The following is a 26,430-nucleotide window of genomic DNA, read 5'->3' on the forward strand; positions in this document are numbered from 1 at the left end:
TATGTTTATACAATGAACAATGTTAAACGTATATGTTTTTGGTATACGATTATTAATCGCGCCACTTTCATAAACGGCTCCACTTACCGCTCTGGTATTATGAAACTTACGGTAATAATTTTTTATTAGGGAATCTGTTGATTGATTTCAACATTAACCTGAGTCTGTTCAACGCTAATCATTATAGGATTACCCGATAAGTCGCCTGATTCTGCTATGGCATTACCGCTATGACTAATACGAGCAACGACTGCTAACTGAGTTTTGTCACTACGAGCTGAATTTAACGTGCGATCTGGCATCATCGCATCAAGATTGCTTAAGCGGATACTAGCCTCACCTTGCTTGATAATACTAATGGGTAAACGTTTGGCGGCAAACGGAGGGCCCCCTTTCACATCACGTATCGCTACAAACAACACATCATCAGCTTTCACTAACGGTAATAAATTAGCGTTAATTTTCACTGTCACGTCAATACCTTCTAGCGCTTGCTTTTCTTGCGTGCTAACGTAGTTGCTTAACTCATCTAAGCTTGCTAAAGCTTTAGTATGATCACCTGGTTTGGCCACAATGCTGCCTTGTAAGCGTTTAATCCAACCTTGCGCTTGGGCAAAGTTACTACCACGTGCCTCACCCATTGCCATTAGCATCTGCGCACCTTCATGCTGTGGATTTTTGGCAAGGACATCTTGTAATACACGGCGGCTACTGGCATCAAGCTGACCTTTATTGGCAAAAAAGCTAATCTGCGCATAAGTGGTCGCAATCTCTTCATTGTCTGGTGACAGACGGTAAGCGCGTGACAAAGCTTCAATCGCTGAGTCGGTAGCTTCAAGCGATAAAAACAGCTCTGACAAACGCATCCAGCGATCAGGATCATCGGCATGACGATAAACGTTGGTCTGCATCGCGCTGATAAGCTGCTGGCCGTTTTCGATTGCCCATACAGGTGGCTGATCGATTTTGCCAGTCAACAAGTCATCAGCGACTTTTCCGACCTTGTCTTCGGCCGTCCACAGATCAAACACAGGCGTTCGGTCACCCACCATCAGATACGCCAGCGCAGCCAATACAGGCACCCAAACCATGAGGATCAAGCGGCTTTTGATACCAGGGGTGACCATCGGCGTGACTTCACGCTGGGCATCCAATAGCTGACGCTCCAGTTCCAGCTTTTGATTTTGATAATGGCTATTATTAATAGTACCGCTGTCTTTATCTGTTTGTAGCTCAGCTAAACGTTCGCGAAATACTGCAACATTAATATCTAGCAGTTGATTGTCTATTGGTTTGGACTGCAAACGCGGTGCTCGTAGCCATGGCATAATAGCAATTAGCGCAAATATAAGAGCAATCAGCAAGCTTAGAGCTACAAATAAGCCAAAAGTAGAAAATAGAGTCATTTTTTGTCCTCTAGGCTAGTAATATCGTGGTCGACATTCTCAGCTTGCGATAATAGACGATCAAGCTCAGCCTTTTCCGCAGAGGTCAAGGCAGCAGTACTGTTCACTGTAACGCCGTTTTGGCCACGGGCGACAACTTGGCGGCGTTTACTTTGCCAAAACCAACCAACAATTAAGACGAGCAATAATAGTGGTGGAAAAAACCATAGGATCCATGTCGATGGTCGCATAGGCGGCTTGTAGCTAATAAAGTCACCGTAGCGCTCTTGCATATAATCCCGGATTTCCGCATCACTACGTCTGTCTTTAATCAAATCATAGACTTTTTGCTTTAAGTCTTGGGCAATCGGCGCATCAGAACCTGCCAAGTTTTGGTTTTGGCATTTCGGGCAACGTAGCTCTTCGATTAGCCCTCGATATTGGGCTTCTTGTTGTGCAGAGTCAAAATCATATACCTCTATCGCCGCATAGCTGGTCACACTTAGGAGACAGGCAAGTATTAAGCTCGCTACTTTTATCGTAACGGCCTTTATTGAACGGGCTATCATTTGCACACCTCTTCAACCTGAATCGCATCTGGACTGACGTTATTATCATTGGCATCATTGAGTACCGTTAAGCAAGGCTCAATACGATCTTGCCAGTTACTCTCGTTAATCTCACCAACAATGTGCTGGCGAATAACGCCTTCACCATCGACAGTGAAAGTCTCAGGCGCACCCGTCAACCCTAAGTCCAAGGCAAACTGGCCGGACAAATCCTGAATAGACATCGAAAAGGGATCACCGCCTCGGTTGAGATAGCTGAGCGCATCACCGATATCGTCTTTATAATTCACGCCAACCAGATTGACACCACGCTCCTCTAGCTGCATCAAAAAAGGATGCTCAATAACGCAAGTTGGGCACCAAGAGCCCCAAATATTCATCAAAAAGGGCTCATCAGGTAAGTTGTCATTGGTCATGATCCGACTGGTATCGGACAACAATGGCAGCTCAAACGCTGGTACTGGGCGTTCAAGCGCGGTATTGGTTACGATTTCAGTCGGCTGCCCCAAACGAAAATAAAGCATAACCATAACAGCAGCAAAGATGATCAGCGGGATCAAAAACCATATTCTAATTTGGCTTTTTTTCATTGTTCGATTACCTTTTGTTTCAGGGGGTTGCTCGGAAAAATGATTAGACTTAGTCATTTTGCTTCTCCCCTATTAGTGTCGTGTTATTAGTAGTGCTTTTAACATCTAAATCAGTAACCGTCGTAAAGCCTGACTTACTCGCTGCAATTTGTGCAGGGGTCTTGGATGTTTTGAGACGATAGCGCCTATCAAGCATACTCAGCAGACCACCCAATGCCATAATAATAGCGCCGAGCCATATCCAACGAATTAATGGTTTTACATAAATCCTTAATGCCCATTGGTTACTACCATCGGCAATAGGTTCGCCCAGTGCGACATAAACATCGCGCATAAGACTGGGGTCAATAGCGGCTTCAGTCGTTGGCATCGTGCTGATAATATAAGTACGCTTTTCTGGAGTCAGTTTCGCCACTTCACGACCGTCTTTGGATACCACGACTTGCGCTTGCGTTGCATCAAAGTTACTACCCTTTATTTCAAAAAATTCAGTTACTTCAAAATCGTAACCTTGAACATTGACTGTATCGCCAATACCCATTGCTACGTCACGCTCAATACTCAGGCTACTAGTAAAGGCTATGCCAATGACAGCAACCAATACGCCAATATGAGCAGTCTGTTGACCCCAATAGCTCAGACGCAACTGCCGCAAACCGTTAAAAAGATTAGGCGCATTCTTAGTTTTATCTTTAAAATCAACTGCCATCCATAGCAGTGCCCAAAAGCTAACGGCTAAAGTCACACCAATATTAAGCATAGACGATGGATTAACAAAGTAAGTAATAATGGCGGCTAATACTAAGCTACTAACGGCGATGACCATGCCTATACCCAGTAGTGGACGGGTGTCTTTTTTCCAGCGAATATTTGAGCCCATACCCATAGCTATTAATAACAGCCACGTTAAAGGTACAAATAATGCATTAAAATAAGGAGGGCCAACGGACACTTGTCCTAAACCAAAAGCATCAGCGATAATAGGGTAAAGGGTGCCGAGCAGCACCACTAAGGTTGCAATCAAAATGATGGCGTTGTTGATCACTAAAAAGGACTCACGTGAAATCAGCTGATATTGACTTTCAACGGTTAAACGCCAACCTCGAACGGCAAACATTAATAGACCACTACCGATGATAATGCCAAGAATAGCTAAGATAACCAAACCACGCGTCGGATCAGCGGCAAACGAATGCACTGAGGTAAGGACTCCAGAGCGTACCAGGAACGTGCCAAGCAAGCTTAAGGCAAAGGCGAAAATAGCCAGCATGATGGTCCATGCTTTAAACACCCCGCGCTTTTCAGTGACTGCTAATGAATGCAGCAATGCTAAGCCGACAAGCCAAGGCATAAACGAGGCATTCTCTACCGGATCCCAAAACCACCAACCGCCCCAGCCAAGCTCGTAGTAGGCCCACCACGAGCCCAGTGCAATACCAATGGTCAAAAATCCCCAAGCCGCGAGCGCCCATGGACGTGACCAGCGTGTCCAAGCAGCATCTAAACGCCCTTCCCACAATGCCGCCATACAAAATGCAAAAGGTACTACCATACCCACATAGCCCATATATAACATGGGCGGATGAATAATCAGACCGAAATCTTGTAGGACAGGATTTAAATCAGCGCCATCGACCGCTAGATTGGGTAAGGTACGCTCAAACGGTGACGAGGTAAATATCAGCATCGTTAGCATCATTAACTGTACACCGGCCAAAATAACTAATACCCGCGCACGCATTGATAACGGCAAGCCGCGACTAAAGTATGATACCAGTGCACACCATGTGGCCATGATGGTCATCCATAGCAGCAAAGAGCCCTCGTGTCCGCCCCATGTCGCCGATAACTTATAGTACCAAGGCAACAGCGTATTGGAATGCTGCGCGACGTAACTGAGGCTAAAATCATTATAATAAAAACCTGCTATCAAAGCGCCAAATGACGTTATCATGGCGGCAAACTGTGCCCAAGCTAGGCTAGGGGCTAGTCGTTGCCAAGCAACTTGGTTACGAATAACACCAATAGTTGGCAGAATTACCTGCAATAACGCCAGTACAAAAGCGGTAAGCAAGGCAAAATAGCCCAATTCTGTAATCAACATACGGTCTAACCTTATTTACTCTAATGCGGTTGCAGTTTACTGTGGCGGTGGAATTTTTATTATTAGAACCCACCCCGAAATCTGCTGCTATCTCTAGTTTTTAATTGATTTCGAAGGGTTTTATTTAACTACTTTAGGCGGATTTACCAGTGGAGGCGCGCCTTTAAAGCGCAGTAAACGTAACGCATTAAGAGTAACGATCACTGTTGCTCCAGCATCAGCTAGAACCGCAATCCATAGTCCAGTAATGCCGAATATGGTCGTGATCAGAAAGACGCCTTTGAGACCTAAAGCGAAAATGACGTTCTGATGAATGTTGCGCATGGTGGCACGTGAAAGTGCGATGAGATGAGCCATGTCCGTAACACGACTTTTTAATAATGCGATATCGGCCGTCTCAATGGCCACATCGGTACCACCACCCATCGCGATGCCAACATCGGCAGTTGCTAGCGCTGGCGCATCGTTAATACCATCACCAACCATCGCTATTTTGCGGTTGTTCTTCATCTCGTTAAGCAGGCGCAGTTTGTCCTCAGGCAACAGCTCAGCTTCCCATTCCACGTCTAAATTACTGGCAAGTGCTTGAGCGGTTAAGCGGTTGTCGCCTGTTAGCATGACGGAGCGCACACCCATCGCTTTGAGCTGAGCCACACCTTCATGAGCGTCGTCTCGTAATTCGTCTCTTAGCGCGATTAATCCAAGCACTTCACGGTTTTGCTCATCGAAAAGAACAGAGACGGTCTTACCCTCATTTTGCAGCGCCTCAATTTGCGCCTGTTGTGTGGATGAAATCAATGCCTCATCGGCTGCGTAAACAGGCGAACCGATAGCTAGCGCGCGCTCCGCGACAGTTGCGTGTACCGCTTTACCGGCAGTTGCAGAAGTATTGAAGGCCACAGGTATGAACACTTTAGCAGCTTCAGCATGACTAACAATGGCTTCAGCAAGCGGGTGACTAGAACCAGTCTCCACACTGGCAAAAAGTGCCAATATCTCATCTTGACCTTGAGAATTCTGACCTTGAATACTTGAGTCCTCTTGTGTAAAGGCAACAACATCGGTCACGCGTGGTTTGCCTTCAGTTAAAGTGCCTGTCTTGTCAAAAGCGACCGTCTTCACTTGGCCGATAGTTTCTAAAGCACTACCGCCTTTGATCAGCAAGCCACGGCGCGCACCAACAGCAAGACCAGAGGCGATGGCAGCGGGTGTTGATAGTACAAGAGCACAGGGACAGGCAATCAGCAACAGTGCTAGACCGCGATACAACCAAGTCGACCAATCTCCACCCATGGCTAACGGTGGAATGATAATAATTAGTGCGGCAATAGCCATCACTGCGGGTGTGTAATAGCGACTGAATTTCTCAATAAAACGGGCAGTGGGTGCTTTGGAGGCTTGGGCTTGCTCTACCAGCTCAATAATGCGCGAAATGGTGTTATCGGCGGCTGTCTTTTCTACGCGCACTTGGAGCACACCATCGATGTTAATTGACCCTGCAAATACATTGTCACCCATCGTCTTGGCAACAGGAACAGACTCTCCCGTCACGGGCGAATCATCAAGGCTGGACGCACCTTGAACAATGGAACCATCAGCAGATACCCTATCTCCAGGACGCACCAGCACAAGGTCATTCACTTGTAATGAAGTCGCTGGAACGTTACGCTGCCCACCTTGAGCATCAAGTAAAATTGCACTTTTCGGAACCAGCGATGATAAGGCTCTGATGCCAGCGCGAGCGCGATCAGCAGCGATACTCTCAAACAGTTCACCGATTGAGAACAAAAAGACAACCGCTGCGGCCTCTTCAGCTTCACCAATGATAAGTGCGCCAAGCACGGCGACGGACATCAGCGTTTCAATTGAAAAGAATGAACCTGTTTTAGCCAGTGCTAAGGCTTTGCGCGCAAATGGAAAAACGCCTACAATCACAGCGATGGCAAACACCCATATCCCATAAGCGGGCAACAGTAGTGACAGTGCATAACCGCTGCCCATCAAAATACCGAGGCCAACAACCTGTTTGCCTTTTTGAGTTTGCCACCATTGCTTATCCTGCGGAGCCATCTGATTGTCGCTGTCAATATCAATAGCCGATACAGTTTGTTGACCAGTATTGGCAGAGATGCCGAACCCTAGGCTTTTGATTGTTTTTTCGATATCACTAGCCTGAGTCGGCGCACCAGGGGCTAAATTTAGCTCTAGCGTTTCTGTAGCGAAATTCAGCTGAACATCAGAAACCCCAGGCATACGTTTCAAAGCTGTTTCAATCTTGCCGATGCAACTGGCACAGTCCATACCTTCAATATGATATTTCATAATAATTTACCCTTTGAATAATGATATTATGAACCCTATAGTGGCTTTAGAGTCAAGGTTATTTATCTACAGTTTCGTAATTTTAATTTCTCTAGCGCTAGTCTTTACAGCCACTTTAATTATTTAAATCATAGAGGTTGTTATGACAATCAAAATTGGTGAGCTCGCTAAACGCACAGGTGCCACAGTAGAAACCATTCGCTATTATGAAAAAGAGCGTTTATTACCCGAGCCTTTTCGTAGCGAAGGGAATTATCGTTTATATAATGAAGAGCACATTGAGCGTCTACAATTTATCCTACATTGCCGTACGCTCGATATGGCTTTAGATGATGTGCGAATCTTACTTGAATACTGGGAGTCGCCTGACAAGGACTGCGGCGATGTGAATAACTTGCTAGATGAGCACATTCATGCTGTGGAAATACGAATGGAAGAACTGATGCACTTAAAGCATCACTTGACCGTTTTGCGCCAGAAATGTGCAAGTAGTGCACCAGCGTCATCATGTGGCATTTTAAACGCGCTTGTCGATAACTCCTGTCATGAGTAATGATATCAGTAGTGTTCATTTCTGACGGATCAAATCATGAAAGGTTAAATACGCCCTGATGTTAAGCACAAAAAAACCCAGCAATGATATTAAGATCACTAGGGCGTGTTGAACATTGGGTATAAATTAATGGCAAAAAAAATAGCGAACGGTTAATCTTTAAGTTCTCACACAAAAAAGATATCGTTCGCTATGCCTCGCACTATGCTCAAAGATGAACACTGGACAAGACTGAAACCTATATTACTAGAACTTAATATCTATGACAAAGGAAATCTTAGACAAACGGTTGAAGGCGTGCTTTATCGCATGCGTGTTGGCTGTCCTTGGTGCGACTTACCCGAGTGTTTTGGCAAGCCCAATACCATCTATAAAGCTTACCAGCGCTGGTTTCGTAGTAATAAGCTGATTACGCTGTTTGCTTTATTAATCAAAGACGCAGACCTTGAGTGGGTCTTCATTGATGGTACTCATATTAAAGCGCATCAGCACAGCAGTGGTGGCAATGAGAACCTACAATCCATTAGTAAAAGTGTGGCAGGACGCGCGACCAAGATTCACTTGGCAGTAGATGCGCATGGCAATCCGATTACCTTTATCTTGTCAGATGGCACGACCCACGATGTTAAAGTCGCACCTGACTTAGTAGACAAAGTTAATTTGAGCAACACAGAGGTTTTATGTGCCGATAAAGGCTATGATTCTGATGCACTACGAGCGCATATTGAACAAGCAGGGACACGGGATAACATCCCTCGAAAACGAAATACTCAGTCTTCTAACGACCATATGGACTGGGACTTATATAAAGCGAGGCATCTAGTAGAAAATGCTTTCGCCAAACTAAAACAGTATAGGGCGGTTGCCACCAGGTTTGATAAGCTCAAGCAAAGTTATGAAAATACGGTCGCTCTTGCTTGTGCTTATATCTGGCTCAAATTATGAATGTTCAACACGCCCTAGTCAGTTCAAAATAACATGGTGATAAATTGAAGAGTGCTACTGGAATGAATGTTGCGCAGCCTCTGTAATAACAGCATGCAAGGAAAATTTATACCAGTAGCACGATGTCATTTTTGCAGTGAATCGACTATAGCTTACTGGCTGCATTTTTACCTCGTCGTTACAGCTTCTAATACTCGACTATGTTAGATTTATCATTAATCCTTGAAGTTATTTACCATAAGTCTTAATAAATTTGAGTAACGTTATGAGTCAAGAAGATGCCAGTCATAAGCAAAATAAGCATTTGCCTCCAAGTGAGCCTATTGATGTCTATAAAAACAACGATAGTAACTATACTGCTGGCAATCAAGACGCTCATGATCATGACACTCACCTAGAGCAAAACACCGCACCAAGAGATACCAAAGGCTATCAGCGTACGTTACTGATTAGCTTTGTGATCATCACAGGCTATATGTTTATCGAGGCGATTGGTGGCTTACTGACAGGCAGCTTGGCGTTACTCTCTGATGCAGGACACATGCTCAGCGACGCCATCGCCCTTGGTGCGACGTTGATGGCATTTAAAATCGGCGAAAAAGCCGCCACCCATCAAAAGACCTTTGGCTATAAACGCTTTGAGATTATCGTGGCCACCGTCAATGGTGCGACGCTAGTAATTATCGCCTTGATGATTTTTTATGAAGCGATCAAACGCCTTAACTCACCGCCTGAGATTGCTACCCAAGGTATGCTAATCGTCGCCACCATCGGTATGCTGGTTAATATCTTGGTCGCTTGGCTGATGCATCGTGGTAGTAGCGGCAGCGATGGACACACCCACAGCCATGGAGCAAATGCAGACAAAGTAAATAAAGAAAAAGCAAATAAAAGCAATGATTCCAAAGAGCCTGTCAACCTCAATATGCAAAGCGCTTACTTGCATGTATTAAGTGATTTGATGGGCTCTGTCGCCGCGATCATCGCCGCTTTACTGATGATGGGGTTTGGCTGGGTTTGGGCCGATGCCGCAGCGTCGGTGATCGTCGCGGTACTTATCTTAGTAAGTGGTTACCGCGTTGTACGTGATTCGGTACATGTCTTGATGGAGGGCACGCCAGAAGGCATATCGCTGGTAGATGTGGAAGACAAGCTGCTTGCCCATCCACAAGTAAAACAAGTCCACGACCTGCATATTTGGAGCATCACCAGCGGGCTAAATGCGCTATCTTGCCATGTGATGGTCGATGGGGATATGAGAATCTCGGATGCCAGCGTATTGATTGCCAATCTTGAGCAAGGGTTGCTTGCGCTTGGTATTCATCACGCCACCATTCAGGTTGAAAGCTTGTCACACCCGCAGACCAGCGCCCATAGCGATGCATTGGTCTGCGACATATCAGAGCAGCAAAGCTCTGCGAATAACCATATCGGGCACAGTCACTAGTCACTAGGGCGTGTTGAACCTTCAACCATGGCACTGACAGAGACTATTTGTGAATGTTCAACACGCCCTACTGGGTTGGAGGAAATAACAACTATGTTGTGCTGACTTAGAAAGTCTTATTTATCATTCATAGCAAGGTAGATATTACGATCTGATGCGGATGCGTCATCCACGTATTTTGAATCGCGCCATGTCGTATAAGCATAGACACCACTGTATGGGCTGATGCTGTTCTGACGGAAGTCAGAAATCCAATTTGTACCATCGAAAATTTGAATATGGCCATGTGGACGCTTTGATGAGCGATCATAGACAATAACATCACCTACTTGGGTTGGCATATCATTGCTGATTTTGCTGAAACCTGCTTTCTCAAGTGTGCCACGAGTAGCGTACTGATAGGCTGAAGGATTTGGAGTGAACTCATAACCAGCTGATTGTAGTGCTTTACGTACGTAACGGGCACAATATCCAGAGCTGCCAGATAAAGCCACTTTTGAGGCGCGAGCAGCAGCGATAGCGGGGGCTGAATTGCTGTCAGGAACCTTATTGACTTGCTGCTGTTGTTTTTCAGCGTATAAGCGGCTGTTTAATGATGAAAGCTGATTCTCTTTTTGCTTGGCCTGCGCACTTAGGTTGCTAATTGCTTGACTAATTTCATCATTATTAGAAACATAAGCACCACTTTTGGTGCTATAGATGTTTTTTGATGAACCGTAGTTTGATGCCACAGAAGTATTGGTGATGGTATTATTTGTTTGAGAGATTGTGATAGCAGCACCACTCGTTTGTGCTATGCCCATACCCAGTACTGACAAAATCAATAAAGCCTGTTTCATAAATCTAATACCTACGGTTAATTCAAAATCGTCTGTTATCAACAACAGCGCAGTCAATTAAATCTCAATAACTCAAGTATATATATGTCATAGTGACTGATACTTCTGCTGCATATTATTCATATAAAAAATGATTATTGGCGATCACAGCTCATTGAAGTCTTACGAAGCTGTTACAAATCAAGCTGCTGACCAAAACACAAAGCCGACTTTAGCATAGGCTGTTTAGCCTGTCATCCCCCTTAAAAACCCCAAAAATACTTTTTTGATGTCGAAAAAATTGCTAATATCCCACATTTTACAATGTAAGTTTGTGTAACATGTACAGAATATAGCTGACTAGATTGACCACAATTTCTACTGTTTTATAAGCAAAAAAACGTCTGAGGGTTAAATCTATAATTTAGATTTAACCCTCAGACGTTTTTCTATTGGATGAAGTAATTACCCTATATAGGGTCTAACTAATTATTAAGATAATATAATAATTTATAATATTAATATAGATGTTAATTCCCTACTGGCTTATGTAATATTACGTAATTGTTTCGATACATCCTGTATATTCTTGTATTAACCCTTAGTTATTTATCTATTTTAAGGGTTAATAACCGATAAATCCGCTTACATTGTCATCAAAAGTTACAAATTCAAAGTTATTTTTAATTTTAAAGTCGCAATAGCTAATGAATTTTTTGATGAAGAATCATTTTATAAGCAATAGAACAGTCTTATACTTGCTTCATTCGCTTTTAACGCTAACACTATAATCAAAGTATTCTTAACTGCTAACACACTATAATTGCTGCTCTACCGATTCAATATCAGCATAAACTTGGGTCGTCCCGTCTTTATTGAGTTGCATAACCTGATAGGGCATGAATTTATTTTGATACTCCATACCCGGGCTACCAACAGGCATGCCAGGTACGGCAAGACCCATAGCTTGTACTGGCGGATTTTCTAAAAACTGTGCCATATATTTAGCGGGTACATGACCTTCAAAGACGTAACCATCAGTAGTGACTACAGTATGGCAAGAACGCATTTCATTTGGAACGCTGTAGCGCTCTTTAAATACGGCTAAGTCCGCAACATCTTGCGCGGTTGCACTTAGACCATTATCTTCTGCATGACTTATCCATTCTTTACAGCAGCCGCAATTGGCATCTTTATAGACAGTGGCTGAGACGTTTTTTAGTAGGTCTGGTTTATTTACTGATGTCATCATAGAAGTATTTATAACGTTTGGTTCAGCTGTCTTCGGAACAGTCACTACATCTTCAGTTGATGCCGATGTTGTGCTTGCATCAGATACGCCACTACTCGGTTGGCTACAAGCAAATAGTGATGAGGCGGCAAGTAATACTAACGTACTACGCAACCCCTTAGACAGATAACGATTGAATATAAGACTGGATTTTATTTTTAAGGGGGTCATAGTGCTCTCTCATGTACTGTAGATATTGTGAGCTATAGAAGGTCAAGTAACACTTCATATCGTTTGGTAATGTAGCATAATAACCCATCAAACGGAGTACGTAAATTTATCCATTGAGCAGTGCGGACTGGTATCATAAGCAGTTTTTATTTTAAAATACTGCCTGTAGTATTAACGGCTCTATCTAAGTTTTGGATTTTGATTAAAAATTCAAAACTCATAATTTTGGATAATTTGCGATGCGCCTGTCTACTATTAATCTACAAAAGCGTTTGAGTACTCACTTAAATCAATTACCGCTATCGCTTACGCTAGTAGCAGCATGGCTTGCAGGAGCTATTTTTTTATTTTCGCTAGCGCCTTATGGGTTTTGGCCGCTAGCAATAGTATCACCAGCGATTTTATATGCGCTGTTGGTGACAAGTATGAGTGGTCGTCGCGCTTTTATTATCGGTGAAGCTTACGGTATGGGGCTATGGTGCGTCGGCGGCTTTTGGCTCTATACTGCTATCCATGATTATAGCGATACACCAACGTGGCTCGCATTGATTATGATTGCATTGATGGGTCTCGGTATGGGACTATTTCATGGATTGTTAGCACTAGTCTTTAACCGTATGGTAGGCAAACAACCCTTTTCATTTGCTGCTCTTTGGGTGCTACAAGAATGGTTAAAAACTTGGTTATTCACAGGCTTTCCGTGGCTGTTTGTTGGTTATGCATTTACTGAAGAGTATTGGTTATCGTCCTTAGCACCCGTTGCTGGTGTTTTTTCCGTCTCTTTTGTTGCCATACTATTGGCTGCAAGTTTAGTAGAGCTACTGCTTCGGCGCAGTAGTTATGCCATCGTTTCTGTACTGTTATTAGCCATTAGCACATCATTATGGCTGGTCAATCCGCAATGGACAAAACCTAAGGGCACACCTGATCTGTCAGTGTCATTGATTCAAGGTAATATTTCACAAGATATAAAGTGGCTGACTAAGTATCAATTAGAAACGCTAAAGATTTATGCGAAGTTAACACGCACTGAGTGGGGACGTGATGTTGTGGTGTGGCCTGAATCATCTATTCCTATGTTTCAGGATGAGGCTGCGGGCTTTATTAGTGAAATGATAGAAATGGCTAATGCGACCAATACGACATGGATAACTGGTATCCCTTATAAGGATAAAGCGGCATTCAATGCCAGTACGGATAAGTATCCCCCATTTTACAATAGCGTGATTGCTCGAGGTGTAGAAGCGGAAGGCCTATACAAGAAGCAGCGTCTAGTGCCTTTTGGAGAGTATATTCCATTTGAAGGCGTGCTCGATATTTTCCCAAGTTTGGCCGGTAGTCAGGATATTAAGAACTATAGTCGTGGTAGTGATCAGCAGTCACCTCTAAAGGTGCGTGGACACAATATAGGGACGGCTATCTGTTATGAGGTAGCTTATCCAGATACCACGCGTAAAAATGCCATCGATACTGAATTTTTGTTGACCGTCTCTAACGATGCCTGGTTTGGCACTTCAGCAGGACCATTGCAACATTTGCAAATGGTACAAATGCGCGCGCTTGAGAACGGGCGCTGGTTTATTCGAGCGACCAATACTGGTGTTACCGCTATCATTAACCATAAAGGTCGTATTGTAAAACGCGCACCGCAGTTTGAGCGTACTGTACTACGTGGTGAGATACAGGCACGGGTTGGTAACACGCCCTTTATGCTTATGGGAAATTATCCTATCTTGATAATAATAACCTTGTTATTACTACTAAGCTATTTTGGCAAAGGTCTAACCACACTTAGAAGACGAGGGTAATAGTAAACTTAATCATAATAATTTAATCAGTGTAAGTTTTTTATTTTTTCTAGGTAACGTCCTAACGCACGTAAATATAAAAGTTTTAAACTATTGACCCCTGCCGTCAAATCCGTATACATAAACTTGGGAGATTTTAATTACGCAGCCTGACGATAATAATCAAACCACACCTGTCTTGGCGATTGATAGCCCAAACCCTTTTGAATCCTCGTCTGATTGTAGTACAGCTCGATATAACTGATAATATCATTGATGGCTGTGAACCTTGTTTTATAGTCTTGATGATATACCAGCTCATTCTTTAATGTGCCCCAGAAGCTTTCTATCGGAGCGTTATCGAAACAGTTGCCTTTGCCGCTCATTGAGCCTATAAATTGATGCTGCTTAATGGTCTTGTGGTAGGCGTGACTGCAATACTGACTGCCTCTGTCTGAATGAACGATTAGCCCTTTGCTTGGACGTTTATTCTTGATGGCCATATTTAGTGCTTTGCAAACTAAATCTGCGGTCATACGCTTGTTAATAGCGTAACCGACAAGCTCTTTGGTGTATAAGTCTTTGACCCCTGCTAAGTACAGCCAACCCTCATTCGTCCAGATATAGGTGATGTCGCTGACCCACGACTCGTTAGGGCGCTTAGCATCAAACTTCTGATCCAGTACGTTTGGATAGACCAGCTTGTTGTGATTGGAGTCGGTGGTGACTTTAAAGCGCTTATGACGACGACATTTAATGCCGTGTTGCTCTTTGATGCTTCTTACCATATACAGGCTAATGTTATGGCCTTGCTCGCTTAGATGAGCATGCAGTCGATCTGCGCCATAACGTTCTTTCGTTTCATTGTGAGCCGCTTTAACCAGTAATTCAGACTGGTTGCGATGTATCTGTTGGTCGCTGAGATCACGACTTAGCCAGTCGTAATAGCTTGATGGCTTAACCCTTAACACACGGCACATAGTGGTGATGCGAAAGAGGAACTGGTTGTCTTTGATAAAGGCGTACCTGACTAGCTGTTTCTCGCGAAGTACGCCGTCGCCAACTCGAGCATAGCTCTCCCCTTGCGTCGGGGCGAAGCAGTGCTTCGCTTTATCCCTCCTCATTTAGTATTTCGCGTTCCTCTTCAGCCACTTTGAGCTGCCGCTTGAGCTGCTTTATTTCTTGAAGAGCACTCATAAGATCAGGATCGTATTGCTTTGTGCCGACAAGCTTGCCTTGATTGGCTTTGTTATGCCAATTTGATAGCGTTTGCATGGCAATGCCAAGCTGCTTTGCAGTGGCTGAGATATTGCCATTATTGTCTGATATCTTCTTGACGGCCTCGGCTTTAAATTCGTCACTGTAGGTTCTTACTTTCTTGGTCATGGTAAACTCCTGTCAATACGCTTAGTTTACCAAGTTTATCTCTACGGTTTCTTCAGCATAGCTCACCATGATTTTGTATCCCTTAATAGTATATTGTAGTATGTTGTATATAATATAACCCCAGTTCGGGATAAGGGCTCAAAAAAAAAATAAAAAAAGAAGTCCGAAGTTGCTAAAGTAAGTTTACCAAGACAAACTTCACAACAAGGACTTCTTACATGGACAACCTAACCGAACTATACTGCCATATTGACGACTTTTATCAGCAATTCAAACCTGAGTTTGACGCTCATTTAATCGCAACGGGACACCAAAGGTTAAGAGCATGCCAGATAAGTGTAGCAGAGATTATGACCATCTTGATACTGTTTCATCAATTACGTTATCGACAGTTTAAGGCGTTTTACTACCATCACATGCTTGGCATGATGAAACGGGAGTTTCCAAATCTGCCGAGCTACTCGCGATTTATAGAGCTTATACCGCGCAGTATCATACCACTGTGCAGCTACTTGCAAAGCATGATGGGCGACTGTACGGGTATCAGCTATATTGATTCAACCAAGATAGCAGTTTGTCATAACAAGCGTATCTACCGTCATAAAGTCTTTAAGGGACTTGCAACCCGAGGCAAAAGCAGCATGGGCTGGTTCTATGGCTTTAAGCTGCACGCCATTATCAATCATAAGGGCGAGCTTGTATCTGTTAAAGTCACTGCGGGTAATACGGATGACAGAGTGCCTGTTAAGGATATGGCAACGCCGTTATTTGGTAAGCTGTTTGGTGATAGAGGATACATCAGTAAAGCACTAAACGCGTGGCTCACAAAACACAGTGATACTAGGCTGATAACGAAACTTCGGCGTAATATGAAACCCCAATTACTTGAGCCTATGGATGAGGCACTACTCAATCATCGCTCTTTGGTTGAAACGGTGTTTGGGGAGCTTAAAAACTTGTGTCAGATTGAGCATTCACGCCATCGTAGTGTCACGGGGTTTATCACAAACTTGCTGTCAGGTTTAATTGCTTATTGCTGGTTTCCCTATAAACCCACCATCAAAAATATGCCTCAGCAGGGACAGGTAGCAACATTGTAAATAGTATCAATGAGTTATAATGTGGCTTATCCCGAACTGGGGTTGTAAATAGACAAGTCCATACAGACAGTGAATTGGTCAATTCGAATATTGGAAATAATAGGTAGCCCTTCATGTCCCTTAAGAGCGCAGAAAAGTCTCCGTCATTAACGCAAAATAAATCGTCGAAAAAATCTTATCTGTTGGCGTTCGCTTTCAGCGCGGGTTCATTATTGACAGGGCTAGCAGCGACTGGGCTGACGGCCGTGCCAGTGGCATCGCAAGCGGCAGGATTGGGCGATTTATTTAGCAGTGATAAAAGCGCGACCCAACCGAAATTTTTGCCTGTTGATGAAGCGTTTCAGGTCAGTAGCAGTAGTAAACCTGTCAATAATGGCACGCGCTTAGCCATTAACTTTGACATTACGCCTGAGCACTATGTTTATAAAGACCAAATTAAGCTAACGTTGCCTGCTGGCGTGAGCGCTGCACCTTTTAGCTTTAGCCAAAAGCCTATCTCCATAGATGATCCGACCTTTGGTCAAGTATTGGTCTTTGACCAAGCCAATATGGTTGCTAGCACCGTTTTGAGCAGTAGTAATGGCAAGGCGATAAATAATGCCGCTGTAACGATAGGTTGGCAAGGCTGTGCCAAAGCAGGACTTTGTTATCCACCGGAGAAAATAAAAACCACGGTCAAAATTGCTGCGTCACAATCGGCAGCCAATAGTTCAAGTAGCACTGCTACAGTTTCTGCGAGCAATAACAGCAATGCAGAAACTGCGCAAGCATCTACAGAGGCGACTGATACTGATCGTCTTGCTACAGAGCAAACTACGCCAGATGACGAGGTGATTGATTACGCTTTGTTAGATGATGAAGCATTAGATGCAGAGCTTGGTACTAGCAATACCATCTCTGGTGCCGATGAAGAAGTTGTAGGCGACAATGTCACAAGTAATATGCCAGCAAACGATAGCGCTACAACTGCAACAAACAATACCGTTGTCGTTGATAACGCCATTAATAGTGACCCTTTTGGCTTAGCTTCGCATCCGTGGTTGGCATTGGTGTTATTGTTCTTGGCAGGGTTGGTCTTGGCATTGACGCCATGCGTGTTACCGATGCTACCGATTGTTGCCAATATCGTCGCGCGTGAAGACAATCCAACGGTAAAACGCGGTGTTATTTTAACGACCAGCTACGCTATTGGTGTTGCCATCGCTTATGGTATTTTAGGCGCGGTCATTGCGGTATTTGGCGAATCGTTAGGCATTATCGGTTGGCTACAAAATCCGATTATTTTAATTGGGTTTGCCATCGTTTTTGTCTTATTAGCCCTTTATATGTTGGGCGTATTTAGCATTCGTCTGCCGAGATTTATCAGTAGTAAAATGCAGGGTCTAAGCCAAGCGGGGGATAGCAAACTTGGTAGTACGGGTGGCAGTTTAATTGCGGGATTCTTATCGGCGCTCGTGGTATCGCCATGCGTTTCGGCACCCTTATTTGGGGCGCTGCTTGCTGTATCAACGATTGGAAGTCCGCTCCTTGGCTTTGCCGCTTTATTTATGCTCGGTTTTGGTTTATCGGCGCCGCTTATCTTAATTGGCGCGACCCAAGGTAAAATCATGCCAAAAGCAGGCGAGTGGATGAATTGGGTCAAGCAGGGCTTTGCTTTGTTGCTTTTTGCCGTGGCATTGTTATTAATTGAACGCGTCTTTATCTCGCCTGTGATGCTGATGGTTTGGGCGCTGTGGTTTATGGTCGTGGCGATGTGGGCGTGGAGCTGGCTAGGCAAAGGTCGGATGCTGACCCAAGCGCTAGGCTTAATCGCTGGTATTTGGGCGACGTGTTTAATCGTCGGCGCCGCATTGGGCAATGACGACAGCTTGCATCCGCTCGCGTCATTAAGCGCCGCGCCGGTGATGCAGACGACTGCTGATCAACCAGCCATGAGTAATGCAACAGATAAAACTGTTACTACGCTTGCTGAGTTAGATGCCATTGTCGCCGCCAATCCTAAAGTGCTGGTCGATGTCACCGCCGAATGGTGTATTGCATGCCGGATTATGGAGAAAAACTTATTTCATAATCGCCCTGCGCAAATGCAAGATTGGCAATTGGTCAGACTTGATATCACGGAGACTACGGCTGATTCAAAAGCAATCTTAGCGCGTTATAAACTATTTGGTCCGCCAGCATTGCTGTATTATCAAGACGGGCAATTGGTCAATCAGCAAGTGGGTGAAATCGGGCGCGCAGCGTTTGAGCAAACCTTAACCGCGCTAAATTAATCGTTTAAATGTAGATAAATTCCACATCATTTCTACCCATTAAAAAGACAACGTCCTTTGATAATAGGACGTTGTCTTTTTCAATCTTACTAAATAGCCTTTTTAACATAGACGCTAAATCCTTGGTTTAGCATTATTTATTACTACTTACCTTATTATTTACATCAGTATTTGCTCGCAATAACGCTAGTATAGTGCCCTTATTTTCATTACAATAAAGCAACATTGCTAAAGGCGCATTACCACGAGTAATGGCTACCTTGCACGTCCATATTTATTGATTTTCTTTAGGGCGTGTCATCAATTAAGCCAAACGACACAAGAAACTAAGTGAATGGCACTAAGGAAATGACTGGCTAACTTATCATAGCGAGTGGCAATCGCACGATACTGCTTAATCTTGGCAAAGAAGTTCTCTATTAGGTGCCTCGCTTTATAAAGCTCTTTATCGAAGTCTCTTGGCTGCAGCCGATGACACTTAGATGGTATAACTGCATTACCTTGCACTGCTTTAATCGGTTCAATAACGCGGGCATCAGCATCGTAAGCTTTATCGGCAAGCCACGTTTGGCTAATACTGACATCAAGCAATTCATCTGAGCCACACAGGTCATGAGCTGCCCCACCTGTTAGATAAAAGCCAGTAGGATTGCCTAATGCATCTGTTCGAGTATGTATTTTAGTCTTCAGTCCACCTTTGCTGCGTCCAATGGCTTGATCCCTTTTTTTCCAGCACTGTGCTGGTGGGCTTTAACAATCGTGGCATCTAGCATGGCATATTCGTCATCGGATTGTTCAGAGAGTTGATTAAAAACCTGCTTCCATACGCCTTTTTTTGACCAGCGACTAAAACGAGTATGAATCACTCTGAAGTCGCCAAAGCGTTCAGGTAGGTCACGCCAAGGTATGCCGGTCTTGTAACGGTACAGAACCGCTTCTACGAACAAGCGGTTATCCTTTGCAGTAACACCAACGTCACTTGGTTTACCAGGTAGAATGTCTTTAATTCTCTCCCATTGGTCATCACGTAGGGCATGTCGTCTTGTCATAGTCATTGAGCTCAAATTCCTAAATACGATCTAAGTATAGCTTATTCTGAAATATCTATGCTAATTGATGACACGCCCTAGTATGGCATACTTATTTTATCTCAAATTACTTTATAGATATTTTAGATAAAATCTCATGTCCACTAATATAAAGTTCATTAGACATGCACATCTCACTCCATCCTTTCCAGTAACTATTAGCTTTCTTTGAATACATTGACCTATCCCAAATATCTTCAATCCAAGAATTGTGACGATACTTATCAATTACTTTGATCGGATTTTGTTTGGCCCAAATTAATTCGTTAAAGTCTGGTTCTGAAACTATTGCTCCTCTGATCTTTGAGATATGGTACTTACAAAGATACTTTAATGTTAAGGATAGGAGCGCTCTGTCTTCAGAGCCACCTATACCTACTTTGTCACTGACATGCACACGAGAGTCTAGAACCAAACCATGCCAACTATCGTAATGCTTGATAATAACTAGTTCACCGTTTTCAGTATTGTTCCGAGCAAACCAGACCAACTTAACCTCATCTTCATTATTACCTTTTAATAAGCTTCTAGCATTCTCTTCAATATCATAACCAAACTCAAATGTTTCTTTTGCGAAAGGCCTTCCTTCATCATGAACGAGCCAATTCTTTTGGCATCCAAAGTATGTGGCTAATTTTTCTAATTCGTTAAACGATGGCTCTTTTCGCCCTTCAAACCAATCCTCAGTAACGCCCACACTATTGTATCCCAGGGCCTCAGCAACTCTAGAAATACTTGGGGTATGAAAACTATCAGTTGCCTTAGCTTCACTCAAGAGGAAATTTAGTTTGCCAGATAGTAGATTTAAGCGATCGCTACGTAAATGAGCATCAAAAAAACTCTTTAAATCGTCGATAGCTTCGATATAACTTCCTTCTTGACCTTCAAAAGATTTTTCTAGTCGATACTGTGCCTCGGCATTAATTGAACGTCCACTAACTTTTGAGGCATCGGAGATCAGGGCTTTCAATTCAGTAGGAATTCTTAAATTAAACTGCACATTTTTTGACATTTTAAAGCCCAAATAGAATATTGAATTTAAAACAAATAATATTACCATAAGGAACTTGCGGCAATGATAGCATAATGCTATCATATTATGTAACAAACCCTAAAGAGGTAAATACATGTCAAATCAGAAGGTTCAGATGAACGTCCGGGTACCTAAAGAACTTAAGAATTTTGCCATAAATGATGCAAAGAACCAGTTCCATTCGTTATCTCAATATATAGAAAAGCTTATGTTTAAAGCCAAAGAACTCAGTGAACTAGAAAAGAGATGAAACCTTCTCTTAAAGACCTTTTTGACTCTAATGCAAAAGTAATTTATCTAAGACGGTTTAGATTGCAGAATGCAAATTGGTCAAAGACTGCTCAGGCTAATGATTACGATTACACTTTTAGCTCTTTAGCTAACTCAGATTATCACTTCAGAATGCCTGTTATCATTCAATCAGATGGTTTACCTTGGAAAATAGGTAACCTATATCTCATGGGACAACTAGACACTCCTGCGCTTTCAAATATGAAAACGTTATCCGCAAGAGCTATCCACCTAAAATACTATCTACAGTACCTAGAACATAGTAACCAACACTTTTTAGACTTACCTACCCAGTATCAGCAAAGAGTTCCTCGCAAATTCAAAGCTTTTTTACAGGCTGTAATAGAACAGCACGACTTTAGCTCTCAATACATTAATAACATTCTGTCCTCTGTTGCTCATTTCTATAATTATATACAGCATCAATCATTCGTATCTCAGTCTGATATAGAGAATAAGCCCTTTAGAGAAAGGAAGGTTTCTATACCTATTCATAATAATGTAGGAATAATGAGGAATATTAGTGTTATTACAAATGATCTCAAGCTAAGAAGCAGCAGAAAACCCTTACCATCACTAGGTAAGTTGAGAGATGGAGGCAGTCTGCGTCCTTTAAGCTCTGAAGAACAAGAAATTATTTTCAGGGCATTTGATAAAAACTATGCGTCAATAGAGTTAGAGCTAATGATAAGAATAGCTCTCGGAACAGGAGCTAGACAACAAAGCGTATGCACTCTCTCTATTGCTTGTATCAAAACTGCTCTCCACTACTTAGAACAAAATGCTGATTCAAATTATGCCGTGATAAATACTGGATATAAATACAGAACAGATTCAAAGGGTGGGCGACTAAACCGCTTAATGTTTTCACGTAACCTAATTGATCATTTAGCAACATATATAGATTGCGAAAGAGCGGAACATAGAAGACAAAATATAAACAGCTTTTATGCAAATACTGACGATAACTATGTGTTTTTAACTCGAACTGGAAACCCCTATTTAACTGCTGAAAGAGAAATTATAGATCGTAATCGTAACAACCCTAAACCAGTTTGGAACACTGAAGCGCCCGTTATGGTACCTAAAAACGGCCAATCTTTAAGAAATGAATTAAAAAAATTCATTTCCAAGGTTCAAAAATTTGAACCAAGTCTTCAAAATTTTTCATTCCATGATTTGCGTGCTACCTATGGGATGAATATCGTAAGAAACCTTAGAGCTAAGGAATACCCTGATTCTAAGATATTTGATCATGTCAGACAAAGGTTAAACCATAGAAGCCTAACAACCACTGAGGCCTATCTAAAATTCGACTCGGAAGTAAAAGAATTCAATGATATACAAGATACGTTCGGCGTAACATTTGATAAGGGCGAATATAATGTCTAATTCTTTCAATGACAGGCAGCTTATTGAGATAAGCACTAAGCAAATAGAAGATATCGTTGATCCTCAATACACAGTAATTGTAGGTTCAAGAGCTGATGGTGTGTCCTTTAAAGTCGATATTGGTAGAGTCTGCTATACCAATAGAGAGAACGATTCTGGTCATTCCCGAGATAAAACTAAGAGCTATATTACGGGCCTAGTTGATGAATCAACATTGTCTATAGAACGTGTAGAATGGTTGAGAAGGTACCTTAGGGAAATCCTTCAAAAAGGGTTGAGAGATGAAACGGTGCGAGGTTACCTTCATAATTTAAGATATTTTTTTGATTTTTGTGATTTTGAAGGCTCTAAGCCTCTTACTTTAGATGATTTAGCATCTAATTATAAATATTATCAAATTAATCTCTATCAAAAGGCGCGTTTAAGTGGTGCAAAATCTATAAGCACTACAACTCTTTATGACAAGCTAAATACTGCAAGAGATTTCATAAAAATCGCTTATAACTTATCTGATATCGATATACTTAGTATTATTCCCAAGCATCGTCATATGGGGCATAACAGTAAAGAAAGAGACTCCTCATTAGAAGACTTCAAAAACTTCTTACAAACCTGCATTACATACTTTAATGAATTCTCATACGCCATATTAAATAAAATCTACCCTATACCTATTACTTTAGCAAAATCATCAAGTAATGATTATTATTGGGATTCAACTAGAAAATATGGCATAAAGAAACTACCTAATTGCTTCTACAATAGTGGTGAACCCTTACCCTTTAATGAGGTAAAAAATGCTTTATCAAATTATTATAATTGTGAGCATACTAAGAAAGATTTCTATAAAAACACATTAATAAACAACAGAAATACATGGATCAATGAGAATTTAGACTCTAGAAAAATTTATGCTTATAACCTATGTACATATTGCTTTTATTACATTTACCTTTCTTTCACTGCTGCTAATATACAACCCACACTTGATTTGAAAATATCTGATTTAAATTTGGAAAACCTTGGCTTATCAACTTTTGCTAAAAAACATAAATATCGAGCAGGTAGACAGATTGAATTTTCCGCTCCTTCTCACTTAAAACGTTATCTCATACAGTATTTGAAACTTAGAGAGTGGGTTGATAACCTTCATCTTCCTGGAGACTGTCAAGAATACTTGTTTATGCGTATTGGAGAACATCGTCAATTAAAGCGTTTTGCACGTAGCTCTGTCAGTTCTATTGACGACAATACTCCACTTTTTAAAGGGGTTAAAAGGGTTACTGCTAGAGACATTAGAAACCTATGTGCGGAATACTACATAAAACATTCTAAAGGAAATTTGTCATTAGTAGCTAGGAAGTTGAATAACTCTTTAACTACAGTAGCTAAATCTTACACTTCGATCGATATTGAGTCTCAAGCAATAGAGATGAATCATTATCACGAAAAAATGATTACCGCAGTTCTTAGGTCTAATCGAACTAATGAACAAACTATATCTATCAAGACTTCAACTAACTATGATACGGAGAAAATACCAGCAGGATCTTGTTCTAACCTATCAGATAATGATCCTGTTAAGGCATTGGGCTTTAATAATGAAGCCCCCAACCCTTCCTGTGCTACATTTGAAAGTTGTTTGTTCTGTGAATTTTTTGCAATTCATATAGATTTTGAAGATATACATAAACTATTAAGTTTGAAGGAGGCTCTACTAAAGTCTTCTATGATTCGTGATGATCCTGAATATCATCTTCTCTCTATAGAACCATCACTATTTAGAATTGACGAGATTATCAATATTCTTAAAGGAAAAGATAATAGAGTAATTGAACTCGTTGATGATGCTGAACAAAAAATAAAAATGCAAATTTATAATGAGTATTGGGATGAGCATATAAATTTTCTCACTGTAGCCTCAGAATCTAACAGAAAAAGCTTAAGTTTATGACCAAGACAATGATGCGTGAACCCCTCGTTAAAGAGATACAACCAATATCTAAAGACCTAATCGAAAACCCATCATCTGGTTTGATTGTAACGCTTTCCAAGAGTGGAGATGCTTTATCATTATTCTCTGATGATATTTGGGACTATAGTGCTACTAGCAATTCACATAGAACTATTAATTTTAGAACTAAAATTCGGAACCTATCCTCATCTATTAATACCGACGGCAAAAAATTCAAATCAGCAGTTAAGTTTTTGAAGGTATTTACTCTCAATTGGAATTGTGAGATGAATGGATGTTCTATGTCAAAATTGAATAGTGATATAGTCGCTATATCCTTCCTAATTAGTTACTGTGTAAACAATAATATTGACTTTAATAATATATTTACTGACAGTAGTGCAATCGACTTCCTAGTAACTAATAGTTCGACGGAGAAACAAATAGGTTTGCATTTAGGCAAGATACAAAGATTTATTGATACAGCATCTGTTTTAAATCAAAGTAATTTTTGGTGTAACATGCAACCTTCAAAAGAATTTTCAAGCAAACTAAGAAAGACTAGAAAATCTTTCCCTGAGACTTCTCAAAGTCTTCAAACCATGATCATTCTGACCTATGCTGTCAAATCTGTAGACATTGACTTGGGAGATTTTAGTTACGCAGCTTGACGATAAAAATCAAACCACACCTGTCTTGGCGTTTTATAGCCCAAACCCTTTTGGATTCTAGTCTGGTTATACTCAAGCTCAATATATTTAATGATGTCATTGATAGCTTCGAATCTCATTTTATAATCCTGATGATACACTAACTCATTTTTCAATATGCCCCAGAAACTCTCTATCGGAGCATTATCAAAGCAATTACCACGTCTGGACATTGAACCCTTAAATTTATGCTTCTTAATGATCTTATGATAGTCATAACTACAGTACTGACTGCCTCTATCAGAATGCACAATCAGCCGTTGGTTGGGTCGTTTGTTCTTGATGGCCATATTGAGTGCACGGCAAACTAAATCTGCTGTCATACGCTTGTGGATAGCATAGCCGACCAGCTCTTTAGTGTAGAGGTCTTTAACACCTGCTAAGTATAGCCAACCCTCATCTGTCCATATGTAAGTGATGTCACTAACCCAAGCTTCGTTAGGACGACTGGTATCAAATTTTTGATCGAGCAGGTTTGGATAAATAAACTTGTTATGGTTTGAGTTGGTGGTAACTTTAAAACGCTTGTGACGACGGCAAACAATGCCGTATTCTTCTTTAATGCGTCTTACCATGTATTGACTGATATGATGGCCTTGCTCTGCAAGATGAGCATGCAATCGCTCACAGCCATAGCGCTGCTTAGTTTCATCATGAGCCACGCGAACCAGCAGCTCACACTGGTTGCGGTGGATCTGCTGATTACTAACACCACGATTTATCCAGTTATAATAGCTTGATGGCTTGACATCTAATACGTGACACATACAAGTGATGCTAAATATTTTCTGGTTATCCTTGATAAAGACGTACCTCATCAACTGTGCTTCGCGAAGTACGCCGTGGCCTTTTTTAGAATATCTCTCTCTTCCTGAGCAACTTTGAGATCACGTTTAAGACGTTTATTCTCTTCTAGTATAGCCATGAGCTCAGGATCATATTCTTTAGTACCAATAAGCTGGCCTTTATCAGCTTTGTTTTGCCAGTTAGATAATGTCTGCATGGCGATGCCAAGCTGCTTTGCAGTCGCTGAAACATTGCCCTTATTATCTGCTATCTTTTTAACGGCTTCAGCTTTGAATGCTGCACTATAGGTTCTGATTTTCTTAGTCATGATAAACTCCTCATTGAGTCGTTAGTTTACCAAGTTTGGTTCTACAGTTTTTTCAGCATAGCTCATTCCTTCACGTATTTATCAGAACCTGCTAAAAGATACCATTG

Annotated in this window: 18 protein-coding genes and 2 pseudogenes; 9 read left to right on the top strand and 11 right to left on the bottom strand. The window is 41.9% G+C overall.

The annotated features are described in order from the left end of the window. Nucleotides 1-125: 125 nt before the first annotated feature. From ccmI to AC5JPO_RS05700, 5 genes are all read right to left on the bottom strand, one after another. Complete coding sequence (ccmI, locus tag AC5JPO_RS05680) at nucleotides 126-1,406, bottom strand: c-type cytochrome biogenesis protein CcmI (protein WP_191114792.1); 1,281 nt, start codon at nucleotides 1,404-1,406, stop codon at nucleotides 126-128. Further along, nucleotides 1,403-1,954, bottom strand: coding sequence for a cytochrome c-type biogenesis protein (locus AC5JPO_RS05685; RefSeq protein ID WP_493853515.1), 552 nt, complete (start codon nucleotides 1,952-1,954; stop codon nucleotides 1,403-1,405). Before AC5JPO_RS05685 ends, ccmI begins: the two co-directional genes overlap by 4 nt. Further along, nucleotides 1,951-2,601, bottom strand: a complete 651-nt coding sequence (locus AC5JPO_RS05690) for a DsbE family thiol:disulfide interchange protein (protein WP_058025866.1) — start codon at nucleotides 2,599-2,601, stop codon at nucleotides 1,951-1,953. Before AC5JPO_RS05690 ends, AC5JPO_RS05685 begins: the two co-directional genes overlap by 4 nt. Next, nucleotides 2,594-4,648 carry a heme lyase CcmF/NrfE family subunit gene (locus AC5JPO_RS05695; RefSeq protein WP_105244429.1) on the bottom strand — a complete coding sequence of 685 codons (2,055 nt, stop codon included), beginning with the start codon at nucleotides 4,646-4,648 and terminating at the stop codon, nucleotides 2,594-2,596. The genes AC5JPO_RS05690 and AC5JPO_RS05695 overlap by 8 nt, the downstream gene beginning before the upstream one ends. A 120-nt stretch (nucleotides 4,649-4,768) precedes the next feature. Further along, on the bottom strand, nucleotides 4,769-6,970 hold the full coding sequence (locus tag AC5JPO_RS05700; RefSeq protein WP_201549280.1) for a heavy metal translocating P-type ATPase: 2,202 nt from the start codon (nucleotides 6,968-6,970) through the stop codon (nucleotides 4,769-4,771). A gap of 142 nt (nucleotides 6,971-7,112) precedes the next feature. Here AC5JPO_RS05700 and cadR point away from each other — a divergent pair, with 142 nt between their 5' ends. The 3 genes from cadR to AC5JPO_RS05715 all read left to right on the top strand — a co-directional run bounded on the left by cadR (nucleotide 7,113) and on the right by AC5JPO_RS05715 (nucleotide 9,915). Then, nucleotides 7,113-7,523, top strand: coding sequence for a Cd(II)/Pb(II)-responsive transcriptional regulator (gene cadR / locus AC5JPO_RS05705; RefSeq protein WP_007394845.1), 411 nt, complete (start codon nucleotides 7,113-7,115; stop codon nucleotides 7,521-7,523). Between the two features lie 192 nt (nucleotides 7,524-7,715). Beyond that, entirely contained in the window at nucleotides 7,716-8,468 is a 753-nt protein-coding gene (locus tag AC5JPO_RS05710; protein ID WP_191114789.1) for an IS5 family transposase, read from the top strand. Nucleotides 8,469-8,733: 265 nt separating this feature from the next. Further along, complete coding sequence (locus tag AC5JPO_RS05715; protein ID WP_077448184.1) at nucleotides 8,734-9,915, top strand: cation diffusion facilitator family transporter; 1,182 nt, start codon at nucleotides 8,734-8,736, stop codon at nucleotides 9,913-9,915. 116 nt (nucleotides 9,916-10,031) lie between these two features. On the opposite strand, the gene AC5JPO_RS05720 is transcribed toward AC5JPO_RS05715, so the two are convergent. After that, nucleotides 10,032-10,754: a CHAP domain-containing protein gene (locus AC5JPO_RS05720; RefSeq protein ID WP_068405068.1), complete on the bottom strand. Its 723-nt coding sequence runs from the start codon at nucleotides 10,752-10,754 to the stop codon at nucleotides 10,032-10,034. 796 nt (nucleotides 10,755-11,550) lie between these two features. Further along, nucleotides 11,551-12,195: a DUF411 domain-containing protein gene (locus AC5JPO_RS05725; RefSeq protein ID WP_057758748.1), complete on the bottom strand. Its 645-nt coding sequence runs from the start codon at nucleotides 12,193-12,195 to the stop codon at nucleotides 11,551-11,553. A 239-nt stretch (nucleotides 12,196-12,434) separates the two neighbouring features. On the opposite strand from AC5JPO_RS05725, the gene lnt reads away from it, so the two are divergent. Next, entirely contained in the window at nucleotides 12,435-14,003 is a 1,569-nt protein-coding gene (lnt, locus tag AC5JPO_RS05730) for an apolipoprotein N-acyltransferase (RefSeq protein ID WP_493853516.1), read from the top strand. Nucleotides 14,004-14,143: 140 nt separating this feature from the next. On the opposite strand, the pseudogene AC5JPO_RS05735 reads toward lnt, so the two are convergent. Then, nucleotides 14,144-15,368 (bottom strand): annotated as a pseudogene (locus tag AC5JPO_RS05735) (IS3 family transposase). Nucleotides 15,369-15,586: 218 nt separating this feature from the next. On the opposite strand from AC5JPO_RS05735, the gene AC5JPO_RS05740 reads away from it, so the two are divergent. Continuing rightward, nucleotides 15,587-16,468 carry an IS982 family transposase gene (locus tag AC5JPO_RS05740; RefSeq protein ID WP_057758743.1) on the top strand — a complete coding sequence of 294 codons (882 nt, stop codon included), beginning with the start codon at nucleotides 15,587-15,589 and terminating at the stop codon, nucleotides 16,466-16,468. A gap of 113 nt (nucleotides 16,469-16,581) precedes the next feature. Continuing rightward, nucleotides 16,582-18,741 carry a cytochrome c biogenesis protein CcdA gene (locus AC5JPO_RS05745; protein WP_057758740.1) on the top strand — a complete coding sequence of 720 codons (2,160 nt, stop codon included), beginning with the start codon at nucleotides 16,582-16,584 and terminating at the stop codon, nucleotides 18,739-18,741. 300 nt (nucleotides 18,742-19,041) lie between these two features. On the opposite strand, the pseudogene AC5JPO_RS05750 reads toward AC5JPO_RS05745, so the two are convergent. Together AC5JPO_RS05750 and AC5JPO_RS05755 are read right to left on the bottom strand one after the other, a co-directional pair. After that, nucleotides 19,042-19,790: pseudogene (locus tag AC5JPO_RS05750) on the bottom strand (IS5 family transposase). Nucleotides 19,791-19,896: 106 nt separating this feature from the next. Then, on the bottom strand, nucleotides 19,897-20,841 hold the full coding sequence (locus AC5JPO_RS05755; protein ID WP_057758737.1) for an Arc family DNA-binding protein: 945 nt from the start codon (nucleotides 20,839-20,841) through the stop codon (nucleotides 19,897-19,899). A gap of 267 nt (nucleotides 20,842-21,108) precedes the next feature. Here AC5JPO_RS05755 and AC5JPO_RS05760 point away from each other — a divergent pair, with 267 nt between their 5' ends. Genes AC5JPO_RS05760 through AC5JPO_RS05770 form a run of 3 tightly spaced genes read left to right on the top strand, consistent with a single transcriptional unit; the run spans nucleotide 21,109 to nucleotide 25,170 of the window. Beyond that, the gene (locus tag AC5JPO_RS05760; protein ID WP_057758735.1) at nucleotides 21,109-22,545 is read left to right on the top strand and encodes a tyrosine-type recombinase/integrase; all 1,437 of its coding nucleotides are present in this window, start codon (nucleotides 21,109-21,111) and stop codon (nucleotides 22,543-22,545) included. Then, complete coding sequence (locus AC5JPO_RS05765; RefSeq protein WP_057758733.1) at nucleotides 22,538-24,499, top strand: site-specific integrase; 1,962 nt, start codon at nucleotides 22,538-22,540, stop codon at nucleotides 24,497-24,499. Before AC5JPO_RS05760 ends, AC5JPO_RS05765 begins: the two co-directional genes overlap by 8 nt. Beyond that, nucleotides 24,496-25,170: a hypothetical protein gene (locus tag AC5JPO_RS05770; protein WP_493853517.1), complete on the top strand. Its 675-nt coding sequence runs from the start codon at nucleotides 24,496-24,498 to the stop codon at nucleotides 25,168-25,170. The genes AC5JPO_RS05765 and AC5JPO_RS05770 overlap by 4 nt, the downstream gene beginning before the upstream one ends. Here AC5JPO_RS05770 and AC5JPO_RS05775 read toward each other — a convergent pair. Then, a protein-coding gene (locus AC5JPO_RS05775) for an IS3 family transposase (protein WP_201608321.1) occupies nucleotides 25,158-26,323 on the bottom strand; the annotation gives its coding sequence in 2 pieces (ribosomal slippage) (nucleotides 25,158-26,065 and nucleotides 26,065-26,323; 1,167 coding nt in all). The two genes, AC5JPO_RS05770 and AC5JPO_RS05775, sit on opposite strands and share 13 nt — an antisense overlap. Between the last annotated feature and the right edge of the window lie 107 nt (nucleotides 26,324-26,430).

The organism is Psychrobacter sp. H25 (assembly GCF_059076335.1).

Bases quoted from the DNA above. Each gene is read 5' to 3' on its own strand.
- ccmI (WP_191114792.1), bottom strand. From the start codon at position 1,406: ATGACTCTATTTTCTACTTTTGGCTTATTTGTAGCTCTAAGCTTGCTG.
- AC5JPO_RS05685 (WP_493853515.1), bottom strand. From the start codon at position 1,954: ATGATAGCCCGTTCAATAAAGGCCGTTACGATAAAAGTAGCGAGCTTA.
- AC5JPO_RS05690 (WP_058025866.1), bottom strand. From the start codon at position 2,601: ATGACTAAGTCTAATCATTTTTCCGAGCAACCCCCTGAAACAAAAGGT.
- AC5JPO_RS05695 (WP_105244429.1), bottom strand. From the start codon at position 4,648: ATGTTGATTACAGAATTGGGCTATTTTGCCTTGCTTACCGCTTTTGTA.
- AC5JPO_RS05700 (WP_201549280.1), bottom strand. From the start codon at position 6,970: ATGAAATATCATATTGAAGGTATGGACTGTGCCAGTTGCATCGGCAAG.
- cadR (WP_007394845.1), top strand. From the start codon at position 7,113: ATGACAATCAAAATTGGTGAGCTCGCTAAACGCACAGGTGCCACAGTA.
- AC5JPO_RS05710 (WP_191114789.1), top strand. From the start codon at position 7,716: ATGCCTCGCACTATGCTCAAAGATGAACACTGGACAAGACTGAAACCT.
- AC5JPO_RS05715 (WP_077448184.1), top strand. From the start codon at position 8,734: ATGAGTCAAGAAGATGCCAGTCATAAGCAAAATAAGCATTTGCCTCCA.
- AC5JPO_RS05720 (WP_068405068.1), bottom strand. From the start codon at position 10,754: ATGAAACAGGCTTTATTGATTTTGTCAGTACTGGGTATGGGCATAGCA.
- AC5JPO_RS05725 (WP_057758748.1), bottom strand. From the start codon at position 12,195: ATGACCCCCTTAAAAATAAAATCCAGTCTTATATTCAATCGTTATCTG.
- lnt (WP_493853516.1), top strand. From the start codon at position 12,435: ATGCGCCTGTCTACTATTAATCTACAAAAGCGTTTGAGTACTCACTTA.
- AC5JPO_RS05740 (WP_057758743.1), top strand. From the start codon at position 15,587: ATGGACAACCTAACCGAACTATACTGCCATATTGACGACTTTTATCAG.
- AC5JPO_RS05745 (WP_057758740.1), top strand. From the start codon at position 16,582: ATGTCCCTTAAGAGCGCAGAAAAGTCTCCGTCATTAACGCAAAATAAA.
- AC5JPO_RS05755 (WP_057758737.1), bottom strand. From the start codon at position 20,841: ATGTCAAAAAATGTGCAGTTTAATTTAAGAATTCCTACTGAATTGAAA.
- AC5JPO_RS05760 (WP_057758735.1), top strand. From the start codon at position 21,109: ATGAAACCTTCTCTTAAAGACCTTTTTGACTCTAATGCAAAAGTAATT.
- AC5JPO_RS05765 (WP_057758733.1), top strand. From the start codon at position 22,538: ATGTCTAATTCTTTCAATGACAGGCAGCTTATTGAGATAAGCACTAAG.
- AC5JPO_RS05770 (WP_493853517.1), top strand. From the start codon at position 24,496: ATGACCAAGACAATGATGCGTGAACCCCTCGTTAAAGAGATACAACCA.